A 21,508-nucleotide genomic window follows, 5' to 3' on the forward strand; every position below is an offset into this window, starting at 1 on the left:
GCGCCCCCCGAAGCACGCTAGTGCACGTACCGCCCGCCGCCCGGGGGCCGAAGGTCCCGACCCGGGCGGGCCGTGGGACCCCTCTTCCCAGGACGCGCGCAGGGGCCCGGCGCACCCGCGCCGGGCCCCTGCTCACCTCGTCACGCTGCGCCGTGCGGTCAGCACTCGATGACGTTGACCGCGAGACCGCCGCGCGCGGTCTCCTTGTACTTGACCTTCATGTCGGCGCCGGTCTCCTTCATGGTCTTGATGACCTTGTCGAGGGAGACCTTGTGGCTGCCGTCGCCGCGCATCGCCATCCGGGCCGCCGTGACGGCCTTGACCGCCGCCATGCCGTTGCGCTCGATGCACGGGATCTGCACCAGGCCGCCGACCGGGTCGCAGGTCAGGCCCAGGTTGTGCTCCATGCCGATCTCGGCGGCGTTCTCCACCTGCTCCGGGGAGCCGCCCAGCACCTCGGCCAGGGCGCCCGCCGCCATGGAGCAGGCGGAGCCGACCTCGCCCTGGCAGCCGACCTCGGCGCCGGAGATCGAGGCGTTCTCCTTGAAGAGCATGCCGATCGCGCCCGCGGCCAGCAGGAAGCGCACCACGCCGTCCTCGTCCGCGCCGGGCACGAAGTTCACGTAGTAGTGCAGGACGGCCGGCAGGACGCCCGCGGCGCCGTTGGTGGGCGCGGTGACGACGCGGCCGCCCGCCGCGTTCTCCTCGTTCACGGCCATCGCGTAGATCGTCGTCCACTCGCTGCGGTGCAGCAGCGGGTCGCCCTCGGTGCGCAGCTGGCGCGCCGTGGCGGCGGCCCGGCGCTTGACGCGCAGCCCGCCCGGGAGGATGCCCTCGCGGGACATGCCGCGCGAGACGCAGGACTGCATGACCCGCCAGATCTCCAGGAGGCCCTCGCGGATCTCCTCCTCCGTCCGCCAGGCCTTCTCGTTCTCCATCATCAGGGAGGAGATCGACAGGCCGGTCTCGTTCGCGAGACGGAGCATCTCGTCACCGGAGCGGAAGGGGTACTTCAGCACGGTGTCGTCGAGCTTGATCCGGTCCTCGCCGACCGCGTCCTCGTCCACGACGAAGCCGCCGCCGACCGAGTAGTAGGTCTTCTCCAGCAGCGGGGCGCCGGAGGCGTCGTAGGCGAAGAGGGTCATGCCGTTCGCGTGGTACGGCAGCGAGCGGCGGCGGTGGAGGATCAGCTGGCTGGGCTCGTCGAAGTCGATCTCGTGGACGCTCCCTATCTCGGTCCCGAGCAGGCGCAGCTTCCCGGTCCGGCGGATCCGCTCCACCTCGTCGTCGGCGCTCTCCACGTCCACCGTGCGCGGGGAGTGGCCCTCCAGGCCGAGCAGGACCGCCTTGGGGGTGCCGTGGCCGTGGCCGGTGGCGCCGAGGGAGCCGAAGAGCTCCGCCCGGACGGAGGCGGTCTGGGCGAGGAGGCCGTCCTTCTTCAGCCGCGACACGAACATGCGCGCGGCGCGCATCGGGCCGACCGTGTGGGAGGAGGAGGGGCCGATACCGATGGAGAAGAGATCGAAGACGGAGATGGCCACTGGCGGACTCCCTTGTCGGCTCGTGGGGTGGGGAGGGGGGCAGGGGTGTGGTGGAGCGGGGTGGTGCGCGGGGGATCTGCGGATTTTGTCCGGCAGACGAGCGTAACGCGTGGAGATGAACGTTTCGCCTCGTGGAAGGGTCCGCGGGACGTGAGTCAGCTCGCGTTCCGGTGTCCCGCCGGGGAAAGGGGCCGGGAAGAAGACAGGAAGGGGCCCGGCCCTGTGCGGAACAAGGCCGGGCCCCTCCTGGCCCGTGACTACAGCGACGGGTAGAGCGGGAACTTCGCGGCGAGCGCGGAGACGCGCGCCTTGAGGTCGTCCGCGTCGAACGCCGGCTTCAGGGCCTGCGCGATGATCTCGGCGACCTCGCGGAAGTCCTCGGCGCCGAAGCCGCGGGTGGCCAGCGCCGGCGTGCCGATGCGCAGGCCCGAGGTGACCATCGGCGGGCGCGGGTCGTTCGGGATGGCGTTCCGGTTGACCGTGATGCCGATCTCGTGGAGCCGGTCCTCGGCCTGCTGGCCGTCCAGCTCGGAGTTGCGCAGGTCGACCAGGACCAGGTGCACGTCGGTGCCGCCGGAGAGGACGGACACGCCCACCTCGGTGACGTCCGGCTGGACCAGGCGCTCGGCGATGATCTTGGCGCCCTCCAGGGTGCGCTCCTGGCGCTCCTTGAACTCGGGCGAGGCCGCGACCTTGAAGGAGACGGCCTTGGCCGCGATCACGTGCTCCAGGGGACCGCCCTGCTGACCGGGGAAGACCGCGGAGTTGATCTTCTTGGCCAGCTCCTGCGTCGACAGGATGACGCCGCCGCGCGGACCGCCGAGGGTCTTGTGCGTGGTGGTGGTGACCACGTGGGCGTGCGGCACCGGGTTCGGGTGCAGGCCCGCGGCGACCAGGCCCGCGAAGTGGGCCATGTCGACCATCAGGTACGCGCCGACCTCGTCCGCGATCCGGCGGAAGGCGGCGAAGTCCAGCTGGCGCGGGTAGGCGGACCAGCCGGCGACGATCAGCTGCGGCTTGGACTCCTTGGCCAGGCGCTCGACCTCGGCCATGTCGACCTGGCCGGACTCGTCGACGTGGTACGGGACCACGTTGTAGAGCTTGCCGGAGAAGTTGATCTTCATGCCGTGGGTCAGGTGACCGCCGTGGGCCAGGTTCAGGCCCATGATCGTGTCGCCCGGCTTCAGCAGCGCGAACATCGCGGCGGCGTTGGCCTGCGCACCGGAGTGCGGCTGGACGTTCGCGGCCTCGGCGCCGAACAGCGCCTTGATGCGGTCGATCGCGATCTGCTCGACCACGTCGACGTGCTCGCAGCCGCCGTAGTAGCGGCGGCCGGGGTAGCCCTCGGCGTACTTGTTGGTCAGGACCGAGCCCTGGGCCTCCATGACGGCGACCGGAGCGAAGTTCTCCGACGCGATCATTTCCAGGGTCGACTGCTGGCGTACGAGCTCGGCGTCGACGGCGGCGGCGACGTCGGGGTCGAGCTCGTGGAGGGGGGTGTTCAGTACGGACATCAGGATCCCCTGGGGTGTCAGTTACCGGTGGTGAGGGCGGTGTACTCGTCGAAGGAGAGCGCGTCCTTGGGCTCCTCCGACAGCTTCACCTTGAACAGCCAGCCACCCTCGAACGGGGCGGAGTTCACGAGGGCCGGGTCGTCCACGACGTCCTGGTTGAACTCGACGATCTCACCGGAGACGGGGGAGTACAGGTCGCTGACCGACTTGGTCGACTCCAGCTCGCCACAGGTCTCGCCCTCGGTGACGGTGTCGCCGACCTCGGGGAGCTGGGCGTAGACGACGTCACCGAGTGCGTCGGCGGCGAAGGCCGTGATGCCGACCGTCGCGACGCCGTCGACGGCGTCCGACAGCCACTCGTGCTCCTTGGTGTAACGCAGCTGCTGGGGGTTGCTCATGACCTGATTCTCCTGGATGCGGTGCGGTGGATACGAACGGTGGTCTTGCGGGCCGGAGGGTGGCCGGCGGGGCGGGGTCCCGGGGACCCGGGGGTCACTTCTGCCGCTTGTAGAACGGCAGGGCCACGACCTCGTACGGCTCATGCGTACCGCGAATGTCCACGCCGACCCCGGAGGTTCCGGGCGCGGCGTGCTCCGCGTCCACGTATGCCATGGCGATCGGCTTGCCCAGCGTCGGCGACGGGGCGCCGGAGGTGACCTCGCCGATCACCTTGCCGCCGGCGACCACGGAGAACCCGGCGCGCGGGACGCGGCGGCCCTCGGCGATCAGACCGACCAGCTTGCGCGGGGCCCGGCCGGCGGCGCGCTCGGCGGCGGCCTCCAGGGCGGCGCGGCCGACGAAGTCGCCCTCCTTCTCGAACTTCACGACCCGGCCCAGCCCGGCGTCGAAGGGCGTGAGGGACGTGGTCAGCTCGTGCCCGTACAGCGGCATGCCCGCCTCCAGGCGCAGGGTGTCGCGGCAGGACAGGCCCGCCGGGACCAGGCCGACGCCCTCGCCCGCCTTGGTCAGCGCCTGCCACAGCTCCACGGCGTGCTCGGGGGAGACGAACAGCTCGAAGCCGTCCTCACCGGTGTAGCCGGTACGGGCGATCAGCGCGGGCACGCCCGCGACGGTGCCCGGCAGGCCGGCGTAGTACTTCAGCCCGTCCAGGTCGGCGTCGGTCAGCGAGGCGAGGATGCCGGGGGACTCCGGGCCCTGGACGGCGATCAGCGCGTACGCGTCGCGGTCGTCACGGACCTCGGTGTCGAAGCCGGCGGCGCGCTCGGTGAGCGCGTCCAGCACCACCTGGGCGTTGGAGGCGTTGGCGACGACCATGTACTCGGTCTCGCCGAGGCGGTAGACGATCAGGTCGTCGAGGATCCCGCCGTCCTCCTGGCAGATGTGCGTGTAGCGGGCGCGGCCGACGCCGACGGTGGAGATGTTGCCCACGAGCGCGTAGTCCAGCGCCTTCACGGCCTCCGGGCCGGTCAGGGTGATCTCGCCCATGTGGGAGAGGTCGAACAGACCGGCCTTGGTGCGCACGGCGTTGTGCTCGTCGCGCTCACTGGCGTAGCGCAGCGGCATGTCCCAGCCCGCGAAGTCGGTCATGGTCGCACCGAGCGAACGGTGCAGCGCGTCGAGCGCGGTCAGGCGGGGGGCAGTGCTCATGGGTGTGGCTCCCGGGTCCCAGGGCATGACATGACGAGGACGATCCTCCCCATCTGTCATCGGAACCTGAGAGGTTCGCCGGGAGTTCCCACGGGGGAACGCCGACTTGCACCTTGGGTGGAGCTGGCGGACAGCTCGCTTTTCAGATCTGCCTCATCCACGCGGTACGGGGCCTGAGAGATTCAAGGGAGGTACTTGCTCCTTCGGCGCCCGGGCACGGCCTCGCGGCCAGCCGGGACTCTCCCGCGCGGATTCAAGCGGCCGGTATGCAGTTGGTGTCCAGATGGCGCACATCATTGCACGGGTCGGGCGGAAGCGGGCAGCGGGGCCCGGAAGAAGGTACGGAACGCCCGTGCCCCCTGCGCTCCCGGGGTCCCGGGTGCTGGACGCCGGGCCCGGAACCGACCGGCGCGGATTACCGTCTCTTTACATTCAGCGGGCATGGGGCCCTCGCGGTCCGACTCGGGGGGAGACGATCACGGTGCGGAGATTCGGAGTGGCGACCAGTACGGGAACGGTGGACGAGCCCCGGGCGCGGCCCCTCGCGTCCCGCACGGCCCCGGCCGCCGGCACGGTCCGCGACCTGCGCGGACGCGTGGCCCGGGGCCCCCGGCGGCTGAGCTTCCCCGCCGGGGACATCGTGGTGGTGTCCGGTCTGCCGGGCGGCGGGAAGAGCACCCTGATCAAGCGGGCCGTGCCGGGCGGGGGCATCGACTCCCAGGACGTCCGCGAGCGCTGGGAGGGCCGGATGCCGCGGGCGCTGCCGTACGGGGTGTACCGGCCGCTGGTCCGCGCGTCCCATTACCGGACGCTCTGGCGCGAGCTGCGCTCCGGCACCTCTCTGGTCGTCCACGACTGCGGCACCCAGACCTGGGTCCGGGCCCTCCTGGCGGCCTCCGCCCGGCGGCGGGGCCGCCGGCTCCACCTCCTCCTGCTGGACGCCTCCCCGGAGGAGGCCCTCGCGGGCCAGGCCTCGCGCGGCCGGGGCGTCTCGGCGTACGCCTTCGCCCGCCACCGCGCGGCGGTCGCCCGGCTGCTGTCGGCGGCCGAGGCGGGCCGCTCCCCGAGGGGCTGCGCCTCCACCACCCTCCTGGACCGCCGCTCGGCCGCCGCCCTGACGGGCATCACCTTCGACGCCTGACCCGCCCCGGGTGCGCCGCCGCGCGGGGTCTGGGGCGGAGCCCCAGTGAGCGGGGGAGGGGCGGGTAGGGGACCGGCCCCGCGCAGCGGCTCCCGCCCCCGGCGGAGCCGCCCGGTAGCCTCGGGGCGGTAATTCGCCATGGAAACCCCAACGGAGAGCAGGCGCACATGCACGGCAACGGCTGGCCGGCGAACGAGTTGGAGCAGGTACTCGGAACGGCCCTCGGGCAGCCGGACGCGGGCCCCCGCATCCTGGAGGCCCTCGGCCGCAGCCAGGTCTGGGTCCCGCTCCCGCAGGGCGGCGGCCCCGACAGCCCCTCCCTCGACCTCCCCACCATGCTGATCGCCGGCGAGGCGTACGTCCCCGTCTACAGCTCCGAGGCCCAGTTCCGCTTCGCAGCCGGCCCCGCCATGGACTTCGCGATAGCCCCCGCGGTGGAGTTCGCCCGCGGCCTGCCCCCGCAGCTCGGCATCGCCGTGAACCCCGAGGGCGCCGTCGGCGTCCCCCTGCCCCCCGCCGCCGTCGCCCAGCTCTGCCGGGCCGGCCGCACCGAGCTCGACGGCCCCGCCAGCGGCGCCCGCGTCCGCCTCTTCGAGCCCGACTGGCAGGACGACCCCGTCGACTTCCTCTCCGCCGCCGCCGAGGAGTTCCGCGCCACCGGCGTCGTCCGCGCCGCGCACCGCTGCCTCGCCAGCGTCGAGGGCAAGGACCCCGAGCTCTACATCGGCGTCCAGCTGGTGGGATTCGACTCCGGCAGCCGGACCGCCCCGCTGGAGGCGCTCGGCCGCGCGCTGGCGCGCGTACCGGCGCCGTGGCCCGTGCAGTTGATCCTGCTCGACGCCGCCGAGGACCCGGTCACGGACTGGATTCGTGAGCGCGTGCGCCCCTTCTACCTCCCGTAGCGCCGCTTAAGCTGTTCGGGACGTGGAGACGACGGGCGGACGAAGACGAAGAGGGGTAGCCGGGTGAGTGCGTCAGGCACGGCCGCGGCCGGGCAGGTCGAGCACATGCTGCGCCAGGTGACTCCCGGGCGCTATGAGAACTACGAGTCATTCCTGCACGCCCTCGCCGAGGGCCGGCTGTGGATGCTGCTCTGGCAGGGGCAGCCGGGCTCACCGGACGCCCAGTACGGCGGCATGGAGGTCGAGGGCCTGGGATACGCGCCCTGCGTGACCTCCCCGCAGGAGCTGGCCGCCAGCGGCTGGAACCGTGGCTACGAGGTGGTCACCGGCCGGGACATCGCCCGCGCCCTCTACCCCGACCGCTGGGGCCTGTGGGTCAACCCGCACGCCCAGGGCGGCGGCCTCGGCATCCCCTGGGCCGACCTGCGCCGGGTCGCCACCGGCCTGGACCGGATGCCGGCCGGACCGCTGCGGCTGTCCGAGCCCGCCCTGGAGCTCCCGCAGTTCTACGGGCTGCTGACCCAGCACGCCCACCGCACCCCCGCCGTCCGCTCGCTGCGCCGCGCCTGGGTGCAGCCCGCGCTGGGGTCGGCGTACCTCGCCGTCGGGCTCGACCTGTACGACGCCTCCGCGCCCGCGCTGGAGTCCGTACGGGAGATGATGCGCCAGTCGGTCGGCGCGGTGCCCGAGGGCGTTCCGGTGTGCACGGTCGCGCTGGCGGACGAGCACGATCCGGTGGCCATGTGGCTGCGCGCGCAGACCCGCCCGTTCTACGACCGGGAGGGCCAGGCGGCCGCCTACTGAGCCGCCGGGCCTGTTACAGGGACATTTCAGGGTATGCCCGCACTGTGAGACGGGCCGTCCAGGGCGAACCTCGGGCCGTCGGGAAACACCGTTCCCGGCGGCCTTCGCCTTGTCCGGATTTCACCCCCGATGGGCGTCCAATTGGCGCAGCCGACCGCCGAGTTGGGCGCCATGTCCGTTTGGATACCGAACGGACGGTGTTGCTCCGCTGAGCCGAGAGCCGAGTCCGGATAACGGGAACTCAAGCCTCAGATCACGGTTGCGCATCCTTTCATCTGCGGGTCTGGCGGCTGGTCGAGCGCCCGATGAAGACTCCCCACCCAAGAGCCGGTCAGTCCTCCAGGACCCGGCTCGGCACGTGCCATCCGCGTGTCGCTCCGCACAGCTCTTCCCGCACTTCCGCACGTCAGCAGTCTTCGCATTCCTCGCGCACCGCCCTGCACTTCCCGCAGTTCCGCACCGCCCGCACCTCCCGCAGTTCCTGCACCTCCCGCAGTTCTCGCAGTACTCACGCACCTCCCGACGCGGCCCGGCCGTGTCCCACCGCGTCCCGAGCACTCCGAGCGCCACTCCGCACCAACGCCGCCACAGCGGCGGGCATGGGCCGACCACCCGTCGGCCGAGAGGGGTCCCCACCACGATGACGGCACCACTGCACGACACGAGCGCGGAAACGCCCGCACCCGTGTCCGTAGCCGACGTCCCTGCCAAGGCCATCGAAGGCCGCTCGCCCGGACGCATCGCCTGGATGCGGCTCAAGCGCGACAAGGTCGCGCTGACCGGCGGCGTGGTCGTGATCCTGCTGATCCTGGTGGCGATCTTCGCGCCGCTGATCGTGAAGCTGCTGGGCCACGACCCCAACGAGTTCCACGAGGACCTGATCGACCCCGACCTGGGCACACCGCTCGGCTCCTTGGGCGGCATCAGCTCCGACTACCTGCTGGGCGTCGAACCGACCAACGGCCGCGACGTCTTCAGCCGGATCGTCTACGGCGCCCGCATCTCCCTGATCGTCGCCTTCCTGGCCGCCTTCGTCTCGGTGGTCCTCGGCAGCTTCCTCGGCGCTCTCGCCGGCTTCATCGGCGGCTGGGTCGACGGCCTCATCAGCCGCGTCATGGACCTGCTCCTGGCCTTCCCGCAGCTGCTGTTCACCATCGCCCTGGTCTCCGTCGTGCCCAACTCCGTCTGGGGCTTCGAGGGTTCGGGCGTGCGGATGGGCGTGCTCATCCTCGTCATCGGCTTCTTCGGCTGGCCGTACATCGGACGCATCGTCCGCGGCCAGACGATCTCCCTGCGGGAACGCGAGTACGTCGAGGCGGCGCGCAGCCTCGGCGCCGGCCGCGGCTACATCCTCGTCAAGGAGCTGATGCCGAACCTGGTCGCGCCGATCCTCGTCTACACCACGCTGATCATCCCGACCAACATCCTGACGGAAGCGGCCCTCAGCTTCCTGGGCGCCGGCGTCAAGCCCCCCACCTCTTCCTGGGGAAAGATGCTCTCCGACGCCGTCCCCATCTACCAGGACGACCCCATGTACATGGTGGTCCCCGGTATGACGATCTTCATCACCGTCCTGGCGTTCAACCTCTTCGGGGACGGGCTGCGTGACGCACTCGACCCCAAGGGCAGCTGAACCGCTTCTTCGCTTCACCACCTATGGAGGTTGGACAACCGTGATCCGCAGAAAGCAGGCTCTCGCGATCGCCGCCGTGATCGCCGCCCTGTCGATGACCGCCGCGTGCGGTGGCAACGGGGACAAGAAGGACGACAAGGCGGACGCCGCCGAGAGCGCCAAGGGCTACAGCGGTGCCGCCGAGGGCGTCATCAACGCCTCCGACGCCAAGGGCGGCGAGCTCAAGCTCTGGTCCCCCCAGGACGTCGACTACCTCGACCCGCAGCGCGCCTACTACGGCTTCGTCTGGGACATCCAGCGCCTGTACGTCCGCAGCCTGCTCGCCTACGACTCGAAGCCGGGCAAGGACGGCACCAAGGCGGTCCCGGACCTCGCCGAGGCCCTGCCGGTGGTGACCAACGACGGCAAGACGTACACCCTGAAGCTCAAGGACGGGGTGAAGTTCGAGGACGGCACGCCGATCACCTCGAAGGACGTCAAGTACGGCATCGAGCGCGTCTTCGCGCAGGACGTGCTCTCCGGCGGCCCGACCTACCTGATCGACATCCTCGACCAGGGCCAGAAGTACCCCGGCCCGTACAAGGACACCGACCCGGACAAGATGGGCCTGAAGTCCGTCCAGACGCCGGACGACAAGACCATCGTCTTCAACCTGGCGAGCGCCAACGCCGACTTCAGCTACCTCCTGGCGATGCCGACCTCCTCGCCCGTCCAGGCGGGCAAGGACACGGGCGCCACCTACACCAACAAGCCGGCCTCGACCGGTCCTTACAAGGTGGAGAGCTTCACCGCCGGCAAGGGCGCGACCTTCGTCCGCAACGAGAACTGGGACCCGAAGACGGACCCGATCCGCAAGGGCCTGCCGGACAAGGTCTCCTTCACGGTGACCACCAACCCGGACGACATGGACCAGCGCCTGCTCTCCGGCGACATCGACCTCGCCATCGACGGCACCGGTGTGCAGCAGGCCGCCAAGAACAAGATCCTCAAGGACGGGAACCTCAAGAAGAACGCGGACAACCCGTTCACGGGCTACATCCGCTACTTCGCCTTCCCGACGACGGTCGCGCCGTTCGACAACATCGAGTGCCGCAAGGCCGTCATCTACGCGGCCGACCCCAAGTCCCTGCAGACCGCCCGCGGCGGCCCGACCAGCGGTGACCTCGGCGCGAACATGCTGCCGCCCGGCGTCCCCGGCTCGGACAAGGCCTACGACCCGTTCGGTCTGACGAAGGGCAAGCCGCAGGAGGCCAAGGCCAAGGAGGCCCTCAAGGCCTGTGGCAAGCCTGACGGCTTCGAGACCACCATCGCCGTGCGCAACAACAAGGCGCCCGAGGTGAAGACGGCCGAGTCCCTCCAGGCCTCGCTCGCCAAGGTCGGCATCAAGGCGACGATCGACCAGTACGACGGCAAGCTCAACTCCTCCGTGATCGGTTCGCCCGAGAACGTGAAGAAGAAGGGCTACGGCATCATCGTCATGGGCTGGGGCGCCGACTACAACTCCGGCTCGGGCTTCCTCCAGCCGCTGGTCGACGGCTCGTTCATCCTGCCGAACGGCAACAACAACTACACGATGATCAACGACCCGGAGATCAACGGCCTCTTCAAGACGGCCGCCACCAAGTCTCCGGAAGAGGCCGCGCCCTTCTACACGCAGATCAACCAGAAGGTCATGGAGAAGGCGCTCTACCTCCCGATCAACTTCGACAAGGCGCTCGTCTACCACAACCCGCGCCTGACGAACGTCTACTTCAACGAGTCCTTCGGCAAGATCGACCTCGCCACCGTGGGCATCAAGCAGTAACAGCACCGGCCGGCCCCCGGCCCGAGTCGTCACGTACCACGTAACACCACAGGCAAGTGCCTTCACCGCACATGCGCTAGTCCGAAGGGCAGGTGAAGGCCGCAGGCGGTGGCCGCCGACCCCCACGAGGGGCGGCGGCCACCCGCGCCGGGCGGCCGACTGCAGTGCTCGTCTACCTCATACGGCGGCTGTTCAACGTCGCCGCCACGCTGCTGGTGGTCTCCGTGGTCACCTTCGGCATCTTCTTCGCGGTCCCGAAGCTGACCGGCAGCGATCCCGCGCTCATGTACGCCGGACGCGAGACCAACGAGACCGCCCTGGCGGGCATCCGCGTGAAGATGGGCTTCGACAAGCCGATCTCCGAGCAGTACCTGCTCTTCGTCAAGGGAATCTTCGCCGGCCGCGACTACGACGGCGGCACGGGCGTCACGCACTGCGCGGCTCCGTGCTTCGGCTACTCCTTCAAGACCGAGGCGCCCGTCTGGGACACCATGATGGACCGCATCCCGGTCACCCTCTCGCTCGCCCTCGGCGCGGCGGTCATCTGGGTGATCGCGGGCGTTGCCACCGGCGTCGTCTCGGCACTCAAACGCAGGACCGCCATCGACCGGACCGTGATGGTCGGCGCCCTCGCCGGCGTCTCCCTGCCGATCTTCTTCACCGGCATGGTCGCCCCCGCGATCTTCGTCTACAGCCTCGGCTGGCTGGACGTCTCCAACTACAAACCCCTGACCGAGGATCCACTGGCCTGGCTCAACAGCCTGATCCTGCCCTGGGTCACCCTCGCCTTCCTCTTCGCCGCGACCTACGCCCGCATCACCCGGGCGACCATGCTGGAGGTCCTGGGCGAGGACTACATCCGCACCGCCCGGGCCAAGGGCCTCAAGGAGGGCGTGGTCATCCGCAAGCACGCCCTGCGCTCCACCCTCACCCCGATCGTCACCATGTTCGGCCTGGACCTCGGCGGTCTGCTCGGCGGTGCGGTGCTCACCGAGACCACGTTCAACTTCCAGGGCCTGGGGACGGCGGCCGTCGCCGCCATCAGCCAGGGCGACCTGCCCGTGATCATGGGCGTCACCCTGCTCGCCGCGCTGTTCGTGGTGCTGGCCAACCTGATCGTGGACCTGCTGTACGCCGTCATCGACCCGCGCGTGAGGCTGACGTGACCGAGAACCAGAACAACGGCGCGCCCGCCTTCGTGCCCGAGCAGGCAGGCCCCGGCGACGGGGCGCCCTTCCTGTCCGTGCGCGACCTGAAGGTGCACTTCCCCACCGACGACGGCCTCGTGAAGTCCGTCGACGGCCTCTCCTTCGACCTCGAACGCGGCAAGACCCTCGGCATCGTGGGCGAGTCCGGCTCCGGCAAGTCCGTCACCTCGCTCGCCATCATGGGCCTGCACCGCACCGGGAACGCCCGCAGCCGCCCGCACATCTCGGGCGAGGTCGTCCTCGACGGCGAGGAACTCGTCGGCGCCGACGCCGACCACGTCCGCCGGCTGCGCGGCCGCAAGATGGCGATGGTCTTCCAGGACCCGCTCTCCGCCATGCACCCGTACTACTCGGTGGGCAAGCAGATCATCGAGGCCTACCGGACCCACCACGACGTCGACAAGAAGACAGCCCGCACCCGGGCCGTCGAGATGCTCGACCGCGTCGGCATCCCCGAGCCCCACCGGCGCGTGGACGCCTACCCCCACGAGTTCTCCGGCGGCATGCGCCAGCGCGCCATGATCGCCATGGCCCTGGTCAACAACCCCGAACTGCTCATCGCGGACGAGCCGACCACCGCCCTCGACGTCACCGTCCAGGCGCAGATCCTCGACCTGATCCGCGACCTGCAGAAGGAGTTCGGCTCCGCGGTCATCATGATCACGCACGACCTCGGCGTGGTCGCCGAGATGGCCGACGACCTCCTCGTGATGTACGGCGGCCGCTGCGTCGAGCGGGGCTCCGCCGAGAAGGTCTTCTACGAGCCCCGCCACCCCTACACCTGGGGCCTGCTCGGCTCCATGCCGCGCATCGACCGCGACCAGACCGACCGGCTCATCCCGGTCAAGGGCTCGCCGCCCAGCCTCATCAACATCCCGAGCGGCTGCGCCTTCAACCCCCGGTGCCCCTACGCCGACGTGCCCAAGGGCGGCATCACCCGCACCCAGCGCCCCGAGCTGACCGAGGACGGCAGCCGGCACTGGTCCGCCTGCCACATGTCGCAGGAGGAGCGGACCCGGATCTGGACCGAAGAGATTGCGCCGAAGCTGTGACCGATGCGACCGACATGAACAAGGACTCCGCCAAGGACTCCGCCAAGGACTCCGCGCAGGCCGCCGAGGCCGACGCGCTCCTGAAGGTGACCGGACTGGTCAAGCACTTCCCACTCAACAAGGGGCTGCTGCGCCGGGAGAGCGGGGCGGTCAAGGCCGTCGACGGGATCGACTTCGAGGTCCGGCGCGGCGAGACCCTCGGCGTCGTCGGCGAGTCCGGCTGCGGCAAGTCGACGATGGGCCGCCTCATCACCCGCCTGCTGGAGCCGACCGGCGGCCGCATCGAGTTCGAGGGCCGGGACATCACCCACCTCGGCGTCTCCCAGATGCGCCCGCTGCGCCGCGACGTGCAGATGATCTTCCAGGACCCCTACGGCTCCCTGAACCCGCGCCACACGGTCGGCGCGATCGTCTCGGCCCCCTTCAACCTCCAGGGGGTCACTCCGGAAGGCGGGGTCAAGGCGGAGGTCCAGCGCCTCCTGTCCCTGGTCGGCCTGAACCCGGAGCACTACAACCGCTACCCGCACGAGTTCTCCGGCGGCCAGCGCCAGCGCATCGGCATCGCCCGCGCCCTGGCCCTCAAGCCGAAGCTCGTCGTCGCGGACGAGCCGGTCTCGGCACTGGACGTCTCGATCCAGGCCCAGGTGGTCAACCTGCTGGACGACCTCCAGCAGGAGCTCGGCCTCACGTACGTGATCATCGCGCACGACCTCTCGGTCATCCGGCACGTCTCGGACCGCATCGCGGTGATGTACCTCGGCAAGATCGTGGAGCTGGCCGACCGCAAGTCCCTGTACGAGTCCCCGATGCACCCGTACACGAACGCCCTGCTCTCCGCCGTCCCGGTCCCGGACCCCAGGCGCCGCGGGGTCAAGAGCGGCCGCATCCTCCTCAAGGGCGACGTCCCCTCCCCGATCTCCCCGCCGCCCGGCTGCCGTTTCCACACGCGCTGCTGGAAGGCCACGGAGGTCTGCAAGACCCAGGACCCGCCGCTGGTCGCCCTCAAGACGGGCCACCAGGTGGCCTGCCACCACCCGGAGAACGCCCCGGCGACGGCGGAATCCAGCCCCGCCGACGCCCCCAGCCCCGCCGGCGTCTGAAGCGGAAACGGTGAAAGGGCGGGTCGGGGACCGCTCCGCGCAGCGGCCCCCGACCCGACCCGCCCCACCCACCGGCGGAGCCCCTGGCAGGCGCGCCCCGCCCGCCGGGCGACAATGAGACGTGCTCCACGATCTCTTCCCGCCCGGCATCCAGCACGCTCTGGACCTCGCGGGCATCTTCGTCTTCGCCCTGGCCGGCGCCCTCCTCGCCGTCCGCAAGAACTTCGACGTCTTCGGCATCGCCGTGCTCGCCCTCGTCACCGCCCTCGGCGGCGGTCTCTTCCGCGACCTGTGCATCGGCGCCGTCCCGCCCGCCGCCTTCAGCGAGCTCAGCTTCTTCGTGACGCCGCTGCTCGCCGCCGCGCTGGTCTTCTTCCTCCACCCCGAGGTCCAGCGCATCAACCGGGCCATCAACGTCTGTGACGCAGCCGGCCTCGGCCTGTTCTGCGTGTCCGGCACCACCAAGGCCTACGAGTACGGCCTCGGCCTGACCTCCTCCGCCGCCCTGGGCGTGGCCACCGCCGTCGGCGGCGGCGTCCTGCGCGACGTCATCGCCAACGAGGTGCCCTCGCTGCTGCGCGACCGCGAGATGTACGCCGTCCCCGCCGTGGTCGGCGCCTCGATGGTGGCCCTCTTCATCAGCTTCGACGTGCTGAACCCCCTGACGAGCGCCCTGGCGACCGTCACCACCTTCGTTCTGCGCATCCTGGCGATGCAGTTCCACTGGCGGGCCCCGCTGGCCTGGAACCGCCGCTCCTCGGTGGCCGAAGAACCCTAGGTCCTCCACCCCCAAAACAAAAGCTACCGCTTAGTAGCTTCCGCGTGTACCGTCGTTTTCATGTCACATGCAGCGGCCAAGGCATCCATCGGCGACAGCGAATTCGACCGCGACACCACCATCACGCCCCGCGCGGGCGAGCCCGGGGTGTACGACGCGGAACTCTCCGCCGGCTGGACGATCATCACCGCCGTCAACGGCGGCTACCTGCTGGCCCTGGTCGGCCGGGCCCTGTCGGCGGCCCTGCCGCACCCGGACCCCTTCACGGTCTCGGCCCACTACCTGACCTCCTCCGTGCCCGGCCCCGCCGTGATCCGCACCGAGGTCGTCAGGGTCGGCCGCACCCTCTCCACCGGCCAGGCCTCCCTCTTCCAGTACGACGAGAACGGCGCCGAGGTCGAGCGCATCCGCGTCCTCGCCTCGTACGGCGACCTCGCGACGCTCCCCGACAGCGTCCACACCGTGGCCCGGCCGCCCGTCATGCCCGCCTACGAGGACTGCCTCGGCGCCGAGGCCGGGCCGGCCCCGATCCCGGGCAGCAGCGCCATCGTGGACCGGCTCCGGCTGAGGCTGGACCCGGCGACGGCGGGCTGGGCCGTCGGGGCGCCCTCGGGCAAGGGCGAGATGCGGGCCTGGTTCGAGCTGGCCGACGGCCGCGACGCGGACCCCCTGTCCCTGCTCCTCGCGGTGGACGCCCTTCCCCCGACCGCCTTCGACCTCGGCCTCCTGGGCTGGGCCCCGACAGTCGAACTCACCACCCACATCCGCCACCGCCCCGCCCCCGGACCCCTGCGCATCGGCATCGTCACCCGCAACCTCGCGGGAGGCTTCCTGGAGGAGGACGCGGAGGTCTGGGACGCGGAGGACCGCCTGGTGGCCCAGTCCCGCCAGCTGGCCCGCGCACCGCGGTAGGGGCCCGCGCGCCCGCCCCGCCCCGCCCCGTGGCCGGACCAACCCGACCCGGGCGGGGCCCGGCGGGCCGGGCGGCTCGTAGAATCAAAAAACCATGGCCTACCTCGACCACGCCGCGACCACACCGATGCTCCCGGAAGCCGCCGCGGCGATGACCGCGCAGTTCGCCGCCACCGGTAACGCCTCCTCCCTGCACGCCGCAGGCCGCCGCGCCCGCCGCACCGTCGAGGAGGCCCGCGAAGCCCTCGCCGAAGCGCTCGGCGGCCGCCCCAGCGAGGTGGTCTTCACCGCCGGCGGCACCGAGGCCGACAACCTCGCCGTCAAGGGGCTCTACTGGGCCCGCCACGACGCCGACCCGGCCCGCACCCGTGTCCTCGCCAGCCCCGTCGAGCACCACGCCGTCCTCGACGCCGTCCACTGGCTCGCCGAGCACGAAGGGGCCGACGTCGAATACCTGCCCGTCGACTCCTACGGCCGCGTCCGCCCCGAGGCCTTCCGCGAGGCCGTCGAGCGCGGCCCCGACGACATCGCCCTGGCCACCGTGATGTGGGCCAACAACGAGATCGGCACCGTCATGCCGGTCCGCGAGCTGGCCGCCATCGCCCGGGAGCACGGCGTCCCGCTGCACTCGGACGCCGTCCAGGCCGTCGGACAGCTCGACGTCCGCTTCGGCGACAGCGGCCTCGCCGCGATGACCGTCAGCGGCCACAAGATCGGCGGCCCCTACGGCATCGGCGCGCTGCTCCTCGGCCGCGACCAGAGCCCGGTCCCCGTCCTGCACGGCGGCGGCCAGGAGCGGCACGTCCGCTCCGGGACCCTCGACGTGCCCGCCATCGCCGCCTTCGCGGTGGCCGCCGTACTCGCCGCCGAGCGGCGCGAGCGGTTCGCCGCCGAGATCGGCGCGCTCCGCGACGAGCTGGTCCGCGCCGTCCTGGCGGCCGTCCCCGACGCCGTCCTCGGCGGCGACCCCGAGGACCGGCTCCCGGCCAACGCCCATTTCAGCTTCCCCGGCTGCGAGGGGGACTCCCTGCTGCTGCTCCTGGACGCGCAGGGCATCGAGTGCTCGACCGGCTCCGCCTGCACCGCGGGCGTCGCCCAGCCCAGCCACGTCCTGCTCGCCACCGGCACCGACCCCCAGCTGGCCCGCGGCACCCTCCGCTTCTCGCTGGGGCACACCTCCACCAAGGAGGACGTGGCCGCCGTCGCGGCGGCCATCGGCCCGGCGGTGGCCCGCGCCCGCACGGCCGGCCTGAGCTAGTGCTGTGGCCGGAAAGGTTTGCCGGTTCGCGGTGTCCGGTGCGGTGCATCGCAAGGCGGAGGGCCGCGGCTCGTACTGGACGTACTTGCGCGGTCCGACAACGCAGCGAGGTGCCGTGCCGGGCGCCGTGAGGCGGTGAACCTTTCCGGTCACAGCACTAGGCCGGGCCGGGCAGGGCCGGCCCCAGGTCGGCCATCCCGGCCCGGCCGCCGTAGGCCCTAGCCGGACTTGGGGGGACCGGTCCGGGCCAGTTCCTCCCGGACCATGCGCAGGTAGCGGTCCCAGTCCCAGTGCGGTCCCGGGTCGGTGTGGTCGGCGCCCGGGACCTCCGAGTGCCCCAGGAGGTGCTTGCGGTCCACCGGTATGCCGTACCTCCGGCAGACGTCCGCCGCCAGCCGCGCCGACGCCGCGTACAGCGCGTCCGTGAAGTCCTGCGGGCGGTCGATGAAGCCCTCGTGCTCGATGCCGATGCTGCGCTCGTTCATGGACCGGTTCCCGGCATGGAAGGCGACGTCCAGCTCGCGGACCATCTGCTCCACATGCCCGTCCTGGCGGACTATGTAGTGCGCCGACGCCTTGTGGAACGGATTCTGGAAAGCGCCCACCGACGAGGCGAAGTCCCCCTGCGTGACATGCACGACGATCCGGTCCACCCGGTAGTCGTCGGGCCGGTCCGCCAGCCTCCAGTTCGCCGGCGAGGCCGCCGTCCAGCCCACCCCCGGGAAGTCCACCGCCCCCTCGACGCGCGGCTTGCTCACCCCCGGCAGTAGCCACCAGGCCCGCCTGATCTCGTCCTGCGCCGCCAGGGCCCCCACCGCGAGCGCCCCGAGCCCGCCGAACAGCACCGCCCGCCGGGTCCGGCCCCCGCCCTTCCCCTTCTCGGCCATGTGATCCACCCCCCACCGCCGATAACGCGCTGTGACCCCGCGCGGTTCCCCGTACCCTGGAAGGCGCTATGACTGAGAACCTGCCGCGCACAGCCCGCCCCCTCCGCGTCCTCGCCGCCATGTCCGGCGGCGTGGACTCCGCCGTCGCCGCCGCGCGCGCGGTCGAGGCCGGGCACGACGTCACGGGCGTCCACCTGGCGCTCTCCGCGAACCCGCAGTCCTTCCGGACCGGCGCCCGCGGCTGCTGCACCATCGAGGACTCGCGCGACGCCCGCCGCGCCGCCGACGTCATCGGCATCCCCTTCTACTGCTGGGACCTCGCCGAGCGCTTCCGCGAGGACGTCGTCGAGGACTTCGTCGCCGAGTACGAGGCCGGGCGCACCCCGAACCCGTGCCTGCGCTGCAACGAGAAGATCAAGTTCGCGGCCCTCCTCGACAAGGCCCTCGCCCTCGGCTTCGACGCCGTGTGCACCGGCCACTACGCGACCATCGTGGAGAAGGAGGACGGCACGCGCGAGATGCACCGTGCCTCCGACCTTGCCAAGGACCAGTCCTACGTCCTCGGCGTCCTCGACGAGAAGCAGCTGGCCCACGCCCTCTTCCCGCTCGGCGACACCGTCACCACCAAGGACGAGATCCGTGCCGAGGCCGAGCGCCGCGGCCTGGCCGTGGCGAAGAAGCCCGACAGCCACGACATCTGCTTCATCGCCGACGGAGACACCCAGGGCTTCCTCGCCAAGCGCCTCGGCAAGGCCGAGGGGGACATCGTCGACGAGGCGACCGGCCAGAAGGTCGGCACCCACGACGGGGCCTACGGCTTCACCATCGGCCAGCGCAAGGGCCTGCGCATCGGCCACCCGGCCCCCGACGGCAAGCCCCGCTACGTCCTCGACATCTCCCCGGTGAACAACACCGTCACCGTCGGCCCCGCCGAGGCCCTCGACGTCACCGCGCTCACCGCGATCCGCCCCCGCTGGTGCGGCGCCACCGAGGCCGCCGCGGGCACCTACACCGCCCAGCTGCGCGCCCACGGCGGCGAGACCGAGGTCTTCGCCGAGGTCGTGGACGGCGAGCTGCGCGTCCGCTTCACCGAGCCGGTCCGCGGCGTGGCCCCCGGCCAGGCGATCGTGCTCTACGACGGCACCCGCGTGGTCGGCTCCGCCACCATCGCCACCACCACCCGGGCCACGACCGCAGCCTCCGCCTCCGCCTGAGGCTCGGGTCAGACCACCGTCAGGACGATCTTGCCGGTGGTCCGGCCCCGCTCGCCGAGCTCGTGGGCGCGGGCGGCCTCCTCCAGCGGGAGGACCGTGTCGATGACGGGCCGCAGCTTCCCCTCCTCGACCAGTGCGGCGATCTGGACCAGGCCCCGGTAGTCGGGCTCCACCAGCGTCCAGCCGGTGTGGACGCCCTGCGCGTCCGCAGGGACGTCGTCGGGCGAGGGCAGGGTGACCAGGTGCCCGCCGGGCTTGAGGACCTTCAGCGAGCGGTGCCCGTAGTCCCCGCCGATCGAGTCGATCACCACGTCCACGTCCGACACCGCCTCGGTGAAGTCCGTGGTCCGGTAGTCGATCAGCTCGTCGGCGCCCAGCTCGCGCAGCAGCCCGTGCTTGCCCGCGCTCGCGGTGCCGATCACGTACGCCCCGCGCGCCTTGGCGATCTGCACGGCCAGGTGCCCGACCCCGCCGGCCGCGGCGTGCACCAGCACCCGCTGTCCGGCCCCGACGCGGGCGGTGTCCACCAGCGCCTGCCAGGCCGTCAGCGCCGCGAGCGGCAGGGCGGCCGCGCCGACGTGGTTGATGCCCTTCGGCTTCCAGACGAACTGCCGGGCCGGGGCGGTCACGTACTCGGCGTACGCGCCCGCCTGGTGGGGGAAGCGGGGCATGCCGAAGACCTCGTCGCCCGGGCGGAAGAGGGTGACCCCGCCGCCCACCGCCTCGACGGTCCCGGACACGTCCCAGCCCACCGCCGGGACGGGGCCCCAGGTGATGAGCCCGCCGCTCTCGCGGGTCTTCCAGTCCACCGGGTTGACCCCGGCCGCGTGGACCCGCACCAGGATCTCGCCCGGCTGGGGTTCCGGCCGGTCGGTCTCGGTCGCGGTGAGCACCTCGGGTCCGCCCCACCGGCTGACGACGACGGCACGCATGGATGTCTCCTCTGGTCGTACTGCGGCCCCGTACTGCTGGTACCGGGCCGTCGTGCATGGTTTCGCATGGTTTCGCCCGGGTTCTCCGGGCGACGACACCAGACTGGCGGGCGGAGGAGGCGTATGGTGGTGGCCAGACAGCCACTATGCGACAGGATCTGGCCATGGAGAGCAGCACGCCCGCACGGCACCGGATCGCGGTCCTCGCCCTGGAGGGCGTCCCGCCCTTCGAGCTCGGCATCCCCTCACGGGTCTTCGGCAACGCCTTCGACAACGCCGGGCAGCCGCTCTACGAGATCACCGTCTGCACCGCCGACGGGCAGCCCGTCGCCAGCGACGCGGGCTTCACCGTGGGCGTCGCGGCCGGCCCGGAAGCCCTCGCCGCCGCCGACACCGTGATCATCCCGCCCACCCACGCCATGGACGAGCTCGCGCACGGCGCCCCGCTCCCGCAGGCCCTGGTGGACGCCCTCGCCGCCATCCGGCCCGGCACCCGCCTGGTGTCCATCTGCACGGGCTCCTACGTCCTCGCCGCCGCCGGACTCCTCGACGGCCGCCCCGCCACCACCCACTGGCTGCACGCCCCCGAGTTCCAGCGGGCCTTCCCGCGCGTCCGGCTGGACGACGAAGTGCTCTTCGTCGACGACGGCGACGTCCTCACCTCCGCCGGAGTCGCCGCGGGCGTGGACCTCTGCCTCTACCTGGTCCGCCAGGACCACGGCACCGCCGTCGCCAACCGCGCCGCCCGGCTGTGCGTCGTACCGCCCTGGCGCGACGGCGGGCAGGCCCAGTACATCGACCGCCCCGTCCCCGCCCCCACGGTCGCCACCACCACCGCCACCCGCGCCTGGGCCCTGGAACGGCTCGCCGAGCCGGTCACCCTCGCCGAGCTCGCCGCCCACGCCCGGATGAGCCTGCGCACCTTCACCCGGCGCTTCCGCGACGAGGTCGGCATGACCCCCGTCCAGTGGCTCACCGGCCAGCGCCTGGAGGTCGCCCGCCAGCTGCTGGAGTCCAGCGACCTGCCCGTCGACCTGGTCGCGCACCGGGCGGGCTTCGGCACCGCCAACTCCCTGCGCCAGCACATGCGCACGGCCCTCGGCGTCTCTCCTGTCGCCTACCGCAGGACCTTCCGGCCCGCCGCCCCGGCCGGCCGGCCCGGATGACCCGCCATGACCCCGGGGGTAATCGACCGGCCCGCCCCGCCCTGCCAGGATGAG

19 protein-coding genes and 1 riboswitch are annotated in these 21,508 nt (G+C 71.6%); of the genes, 13 read left to right on the forward strand and 6 right to left on the reverse strand.

Going from position 1 to position 21,508, the window contains the following annotated elements:
* Positions 1-158: 158 nt before the first annotated feature.
* From B4U46_RS24770 to gcvT, 4 genes are all read right to left on the reverse strand, one after another.
* Positions 159-1,541, reverse strand: a complete 1,383-nt coding sequence (locus B4U46_RS24770) for an L-serine ammonia-lyase (RefSeq protein ID WP_079429883.1) — start codon at positions 1,539-1,541, stop codon at positions 159-161.
* A 257-nt stretch (positions 1,542-1,798) separates the two neighbouring features.
* Complete coding sequence (glyA, locus tag B4U46_RS24775) at positions 1,799-3,055, reverse strand: serine hydroxymethyltransferase (protein WP_042811644.1); 1,257 nt, start codon at positions 3,053-3,055, stop codon at positions 1,799-1,801.
* A gap of 17 nt (positions 3,056-3,072) precedes the next feature.
* Positions 3,073-3,453 carry a glycine cleavage system protein GcvH gene (gcvH, locus tag B4U46_RS24780; protein ID WP_079429884.1) on the reverse strand — a complete coding sequence of 127 codons (381 nt, stop codon included), beginning with the start codon at positions 3,451-3,453 and terminating at the stop codon, positions 3,073-3,075.
* Positions 3,454-3,547: 94 nt separating this feature from the next.
* On the reverse strand, positions 3,548-4,663 hold the full coding sequence (gene gcvT, locus B4U46_RS24785; protein ID WP_079429885.1) for a glycine cleavage system aminomethyltransferase GcvT: 1,116 nt from the start codon (positions 4,661-4,663) through the stop codon (positions 3,548-3,550).
* 152 nt (positions 4,664-4,815) lie between these two features.
* Positions 4,816-4,919, reverse strand: a riboswitch (glycine riboswitch).
* Positions 4,920-5,159: 240 nt separating this feature from the next.
* Between gcvT and B4U46_RS24790 the strand changes: the two genes are divergently transcribed.
* The 11 genes from B4U46_RS24790 (at position 5,160) to B4U46_RS24840 (ending at position 17,255) form a co-directional block, all read left to right on the forward strand.
* Positions 5,160-5,804, forward strand: coding sequence for an ABC transporter ATP-binding protein (locus tag B4U46_RS24790; RefSeq protein WP_079429886.1), 645 nt, complete (start codon positions 5,160-5,162; stop codon positions 5,802-5,804).
* A gap of 167 nt (positions 5,805-5,971) precedes the next feature.
* The gene (locus tag B4U46_RS24795; protein ID WP_079429887.1) at positions 5,972-6,706 is read left to right on the forward strand and encodes an enhanced serine sensitivity protein SseB; all 735 of its coding nucleotides are present in this window, start codon (positions 5,972-5,974) and stop codon (positions 6,704-6,706) included.
* A 63-nt stretch (positions 6,707-6,769) separates the two neighbouring features.
* Positions 6,770-7,510 (forward strand): enhanced serine sensitivity protein SseB C-terminal domain-containing protein, encoded by a 741-nt coding sequence (locus B4U46_RS24800; protein WP_079429888.1) that lies wholly within the window; start codon positions 6,770-6,772, stop codon positions 7,508-7,510.
* A gap of 640 nt (positions 7,511-8,150) precedes the next feature.
* Positions 8,151-9,143: an ABC transporter permease gene (locus B4U46_RS24805; protein ID WP_079429889.1), complete on the forward strand. Its 993-nt coding sequence runs from the start codon at positions 8,151-8,153 to the stop codon at positions 9,141-9,143.
* Between the two features lie 94 nt (positions 9,144-9,237).
* The gene (locus B4U46_RS24810; RefSeq protein ID WP_237293362.1) at positions 9,238-10,947 is read left to right on the forward strand and encodes an ABC transporter substrate-binding protein; all 1,710 of its coding nucleotides are present in this window, start codon (positions 9,238-9,240) and stop codon (positions 10,945-10,947) included.
* 164 nt (positions 10,948-11,111) lie between these two features.
* Positions 11,112-12,113 carry an ABC transporter permease gene (locus B4U46_RS24815; RefSeq protein WP_100862825.1) on the forward strand — a complete coding sequence of 334 codons (1,002 nt, stop codon included), beginning with the start codon at positions 11,112-11,114 and terminating at the stop codon, positions 12,111-12,113.
* A gap of 32 nt (positions 12,114-12,145) precedes the next feature.
* Positions 12,146-13,207, forward strand: coding sequence for an ABC transporter ATP-binding protein (locus tag B4U46_RS24820; RefSeq protein WP_162501101.1), 1,062 nt, complete (start codon positions 12,146-12,148; stop codon positions 13,205-13,207).
* 14 nt (positions 13,208-13,221) lie between these two features.
* On the forward strand, positions 13,222-14,307 hold the full coding sequence (locus B4U46_RS24825) for an ABC transporter ATP-binding protein (RefSeq protein ID WP_079431964.1): 1,086 nt from the start codon (positions 13,222-13,224) through the stop codon (positions 14,305-14,307).
* Positions 14,308-14,428: 121 nt separating this feature from the next.
* Positions 14,429-15,085 carry a trimeric intracellular cation channel family protein gene (locus tag B4U46_RS24830; protein ID WP_079429893.1) on the forward strand — a complete coding sequence of 219 codons (657 nt, stop codon included), beginning with the start codon at positions 14,429-14,431 and terminating at the stop codon, positions 15,083-15,085.
* A 60-nt stretch (positions 15,086-15,145) separates the two neighbouring features.
* Positions 15,146-15,997: a thioesterase family protein gene (locus B4U46_RS24835; RefSeq protein ID WP_079429894.1), complete on the forward strand. Its 852-nt coding sequence runs from the start codon at positions 15,146-15,148 to the stop codon at positions 15,995-15,997.
* A 94-nt stretch (positions 15,998-16,091) separates the two neighbouring features.
* Positions 16,092-17,255, forward strand: coding sequence for a cysteine desulfurase family protein (locus B4U46_RS24840; RefSeq protein WP_079429895.1), 1,164 nt, complete (start codon positions 16,092-16,094; stop codon positions 17,253-17,255).
* Between the two features lie 218 nt (positions 17,256-17,473).
* On the opposite strand, the gene B4U46_RS24845 is transcribed toward B4U46_RS24840, so the two are convergent.
* Positions 17,474-18,142: an N-acetylmuramoyl-L-alanine amidase gene (locus B4U46_RS24845; RefSeq protein WP_100862824.1), complete on the reverse strand. Its 669-nt coding sequence runs from the start codon at positions 18,140-18,142 to the stop codon at positions 17,474-17,476.
* Between the two features lie 68 nt (positions 18,143-18,210).
* Between B4U46_RS24845 and mnmA the strand changes: the two genes are divergently transcribed.
* On the forward strand, positions 18,211-19,356 hold the full coding sequence (gene mnmA / locus B4U46_RS24850; protein ID WP_079429896.1) for a tRNA 2-thiouridine(34) synthase MnmA: 1,146 nt from the start codon (positions 18,211-18,213) through the stop codon (positions 19,354-19,356).
* A gap of 8 nt (positions 19,357-19,364) precedes the next feature.
* Here the strand turns inward: mnmA and B4U46_RS24855 are convergent, their stop codons facing one another.
* Positions 19,365-20,288 carry an NADP-dependent oxidoreductase gene (locus B4U46_RS24855; RefSeq protein WP_079429897.1) on the reverse strand — a complete coding sequence of 308 codons (924 nt, stop codon included), beginning with the start codon at positions 20,286-20,288 and terminating at the stop codon, positions 19,365-19,367.
* Between the two features lie 164 nt (positions 20,289-20,452).
* On the opposite strand from B4U46_RS24855, the gene B4U46_RS24860 reads away from it, so the two are divergent.
* Positions 20,453-21,454, forward strand: a complete 1,002-nt coding sequence (locus B4U46_RS24860) for a GlxA family transcriptional regulator (RefSeq protein WP_237293117.1) — start codon at positions 20,453-20,455, stop codon at positions 21,452-21,454.
* The last annotated feature ends 54 nt before the right edge of the window (positions 21,455-21,508 follow it).

Origin of the sequence: Streptomyces katrae (assembly GCF_002028425.1) — a bacterium.
GTDB classification, from domain to species: Bacteria; Actinomycetota; Actinomycetes; order Streptomycetales; family Streptomycetaceae; genus Streptomyces; species Streptomyces katrae_A.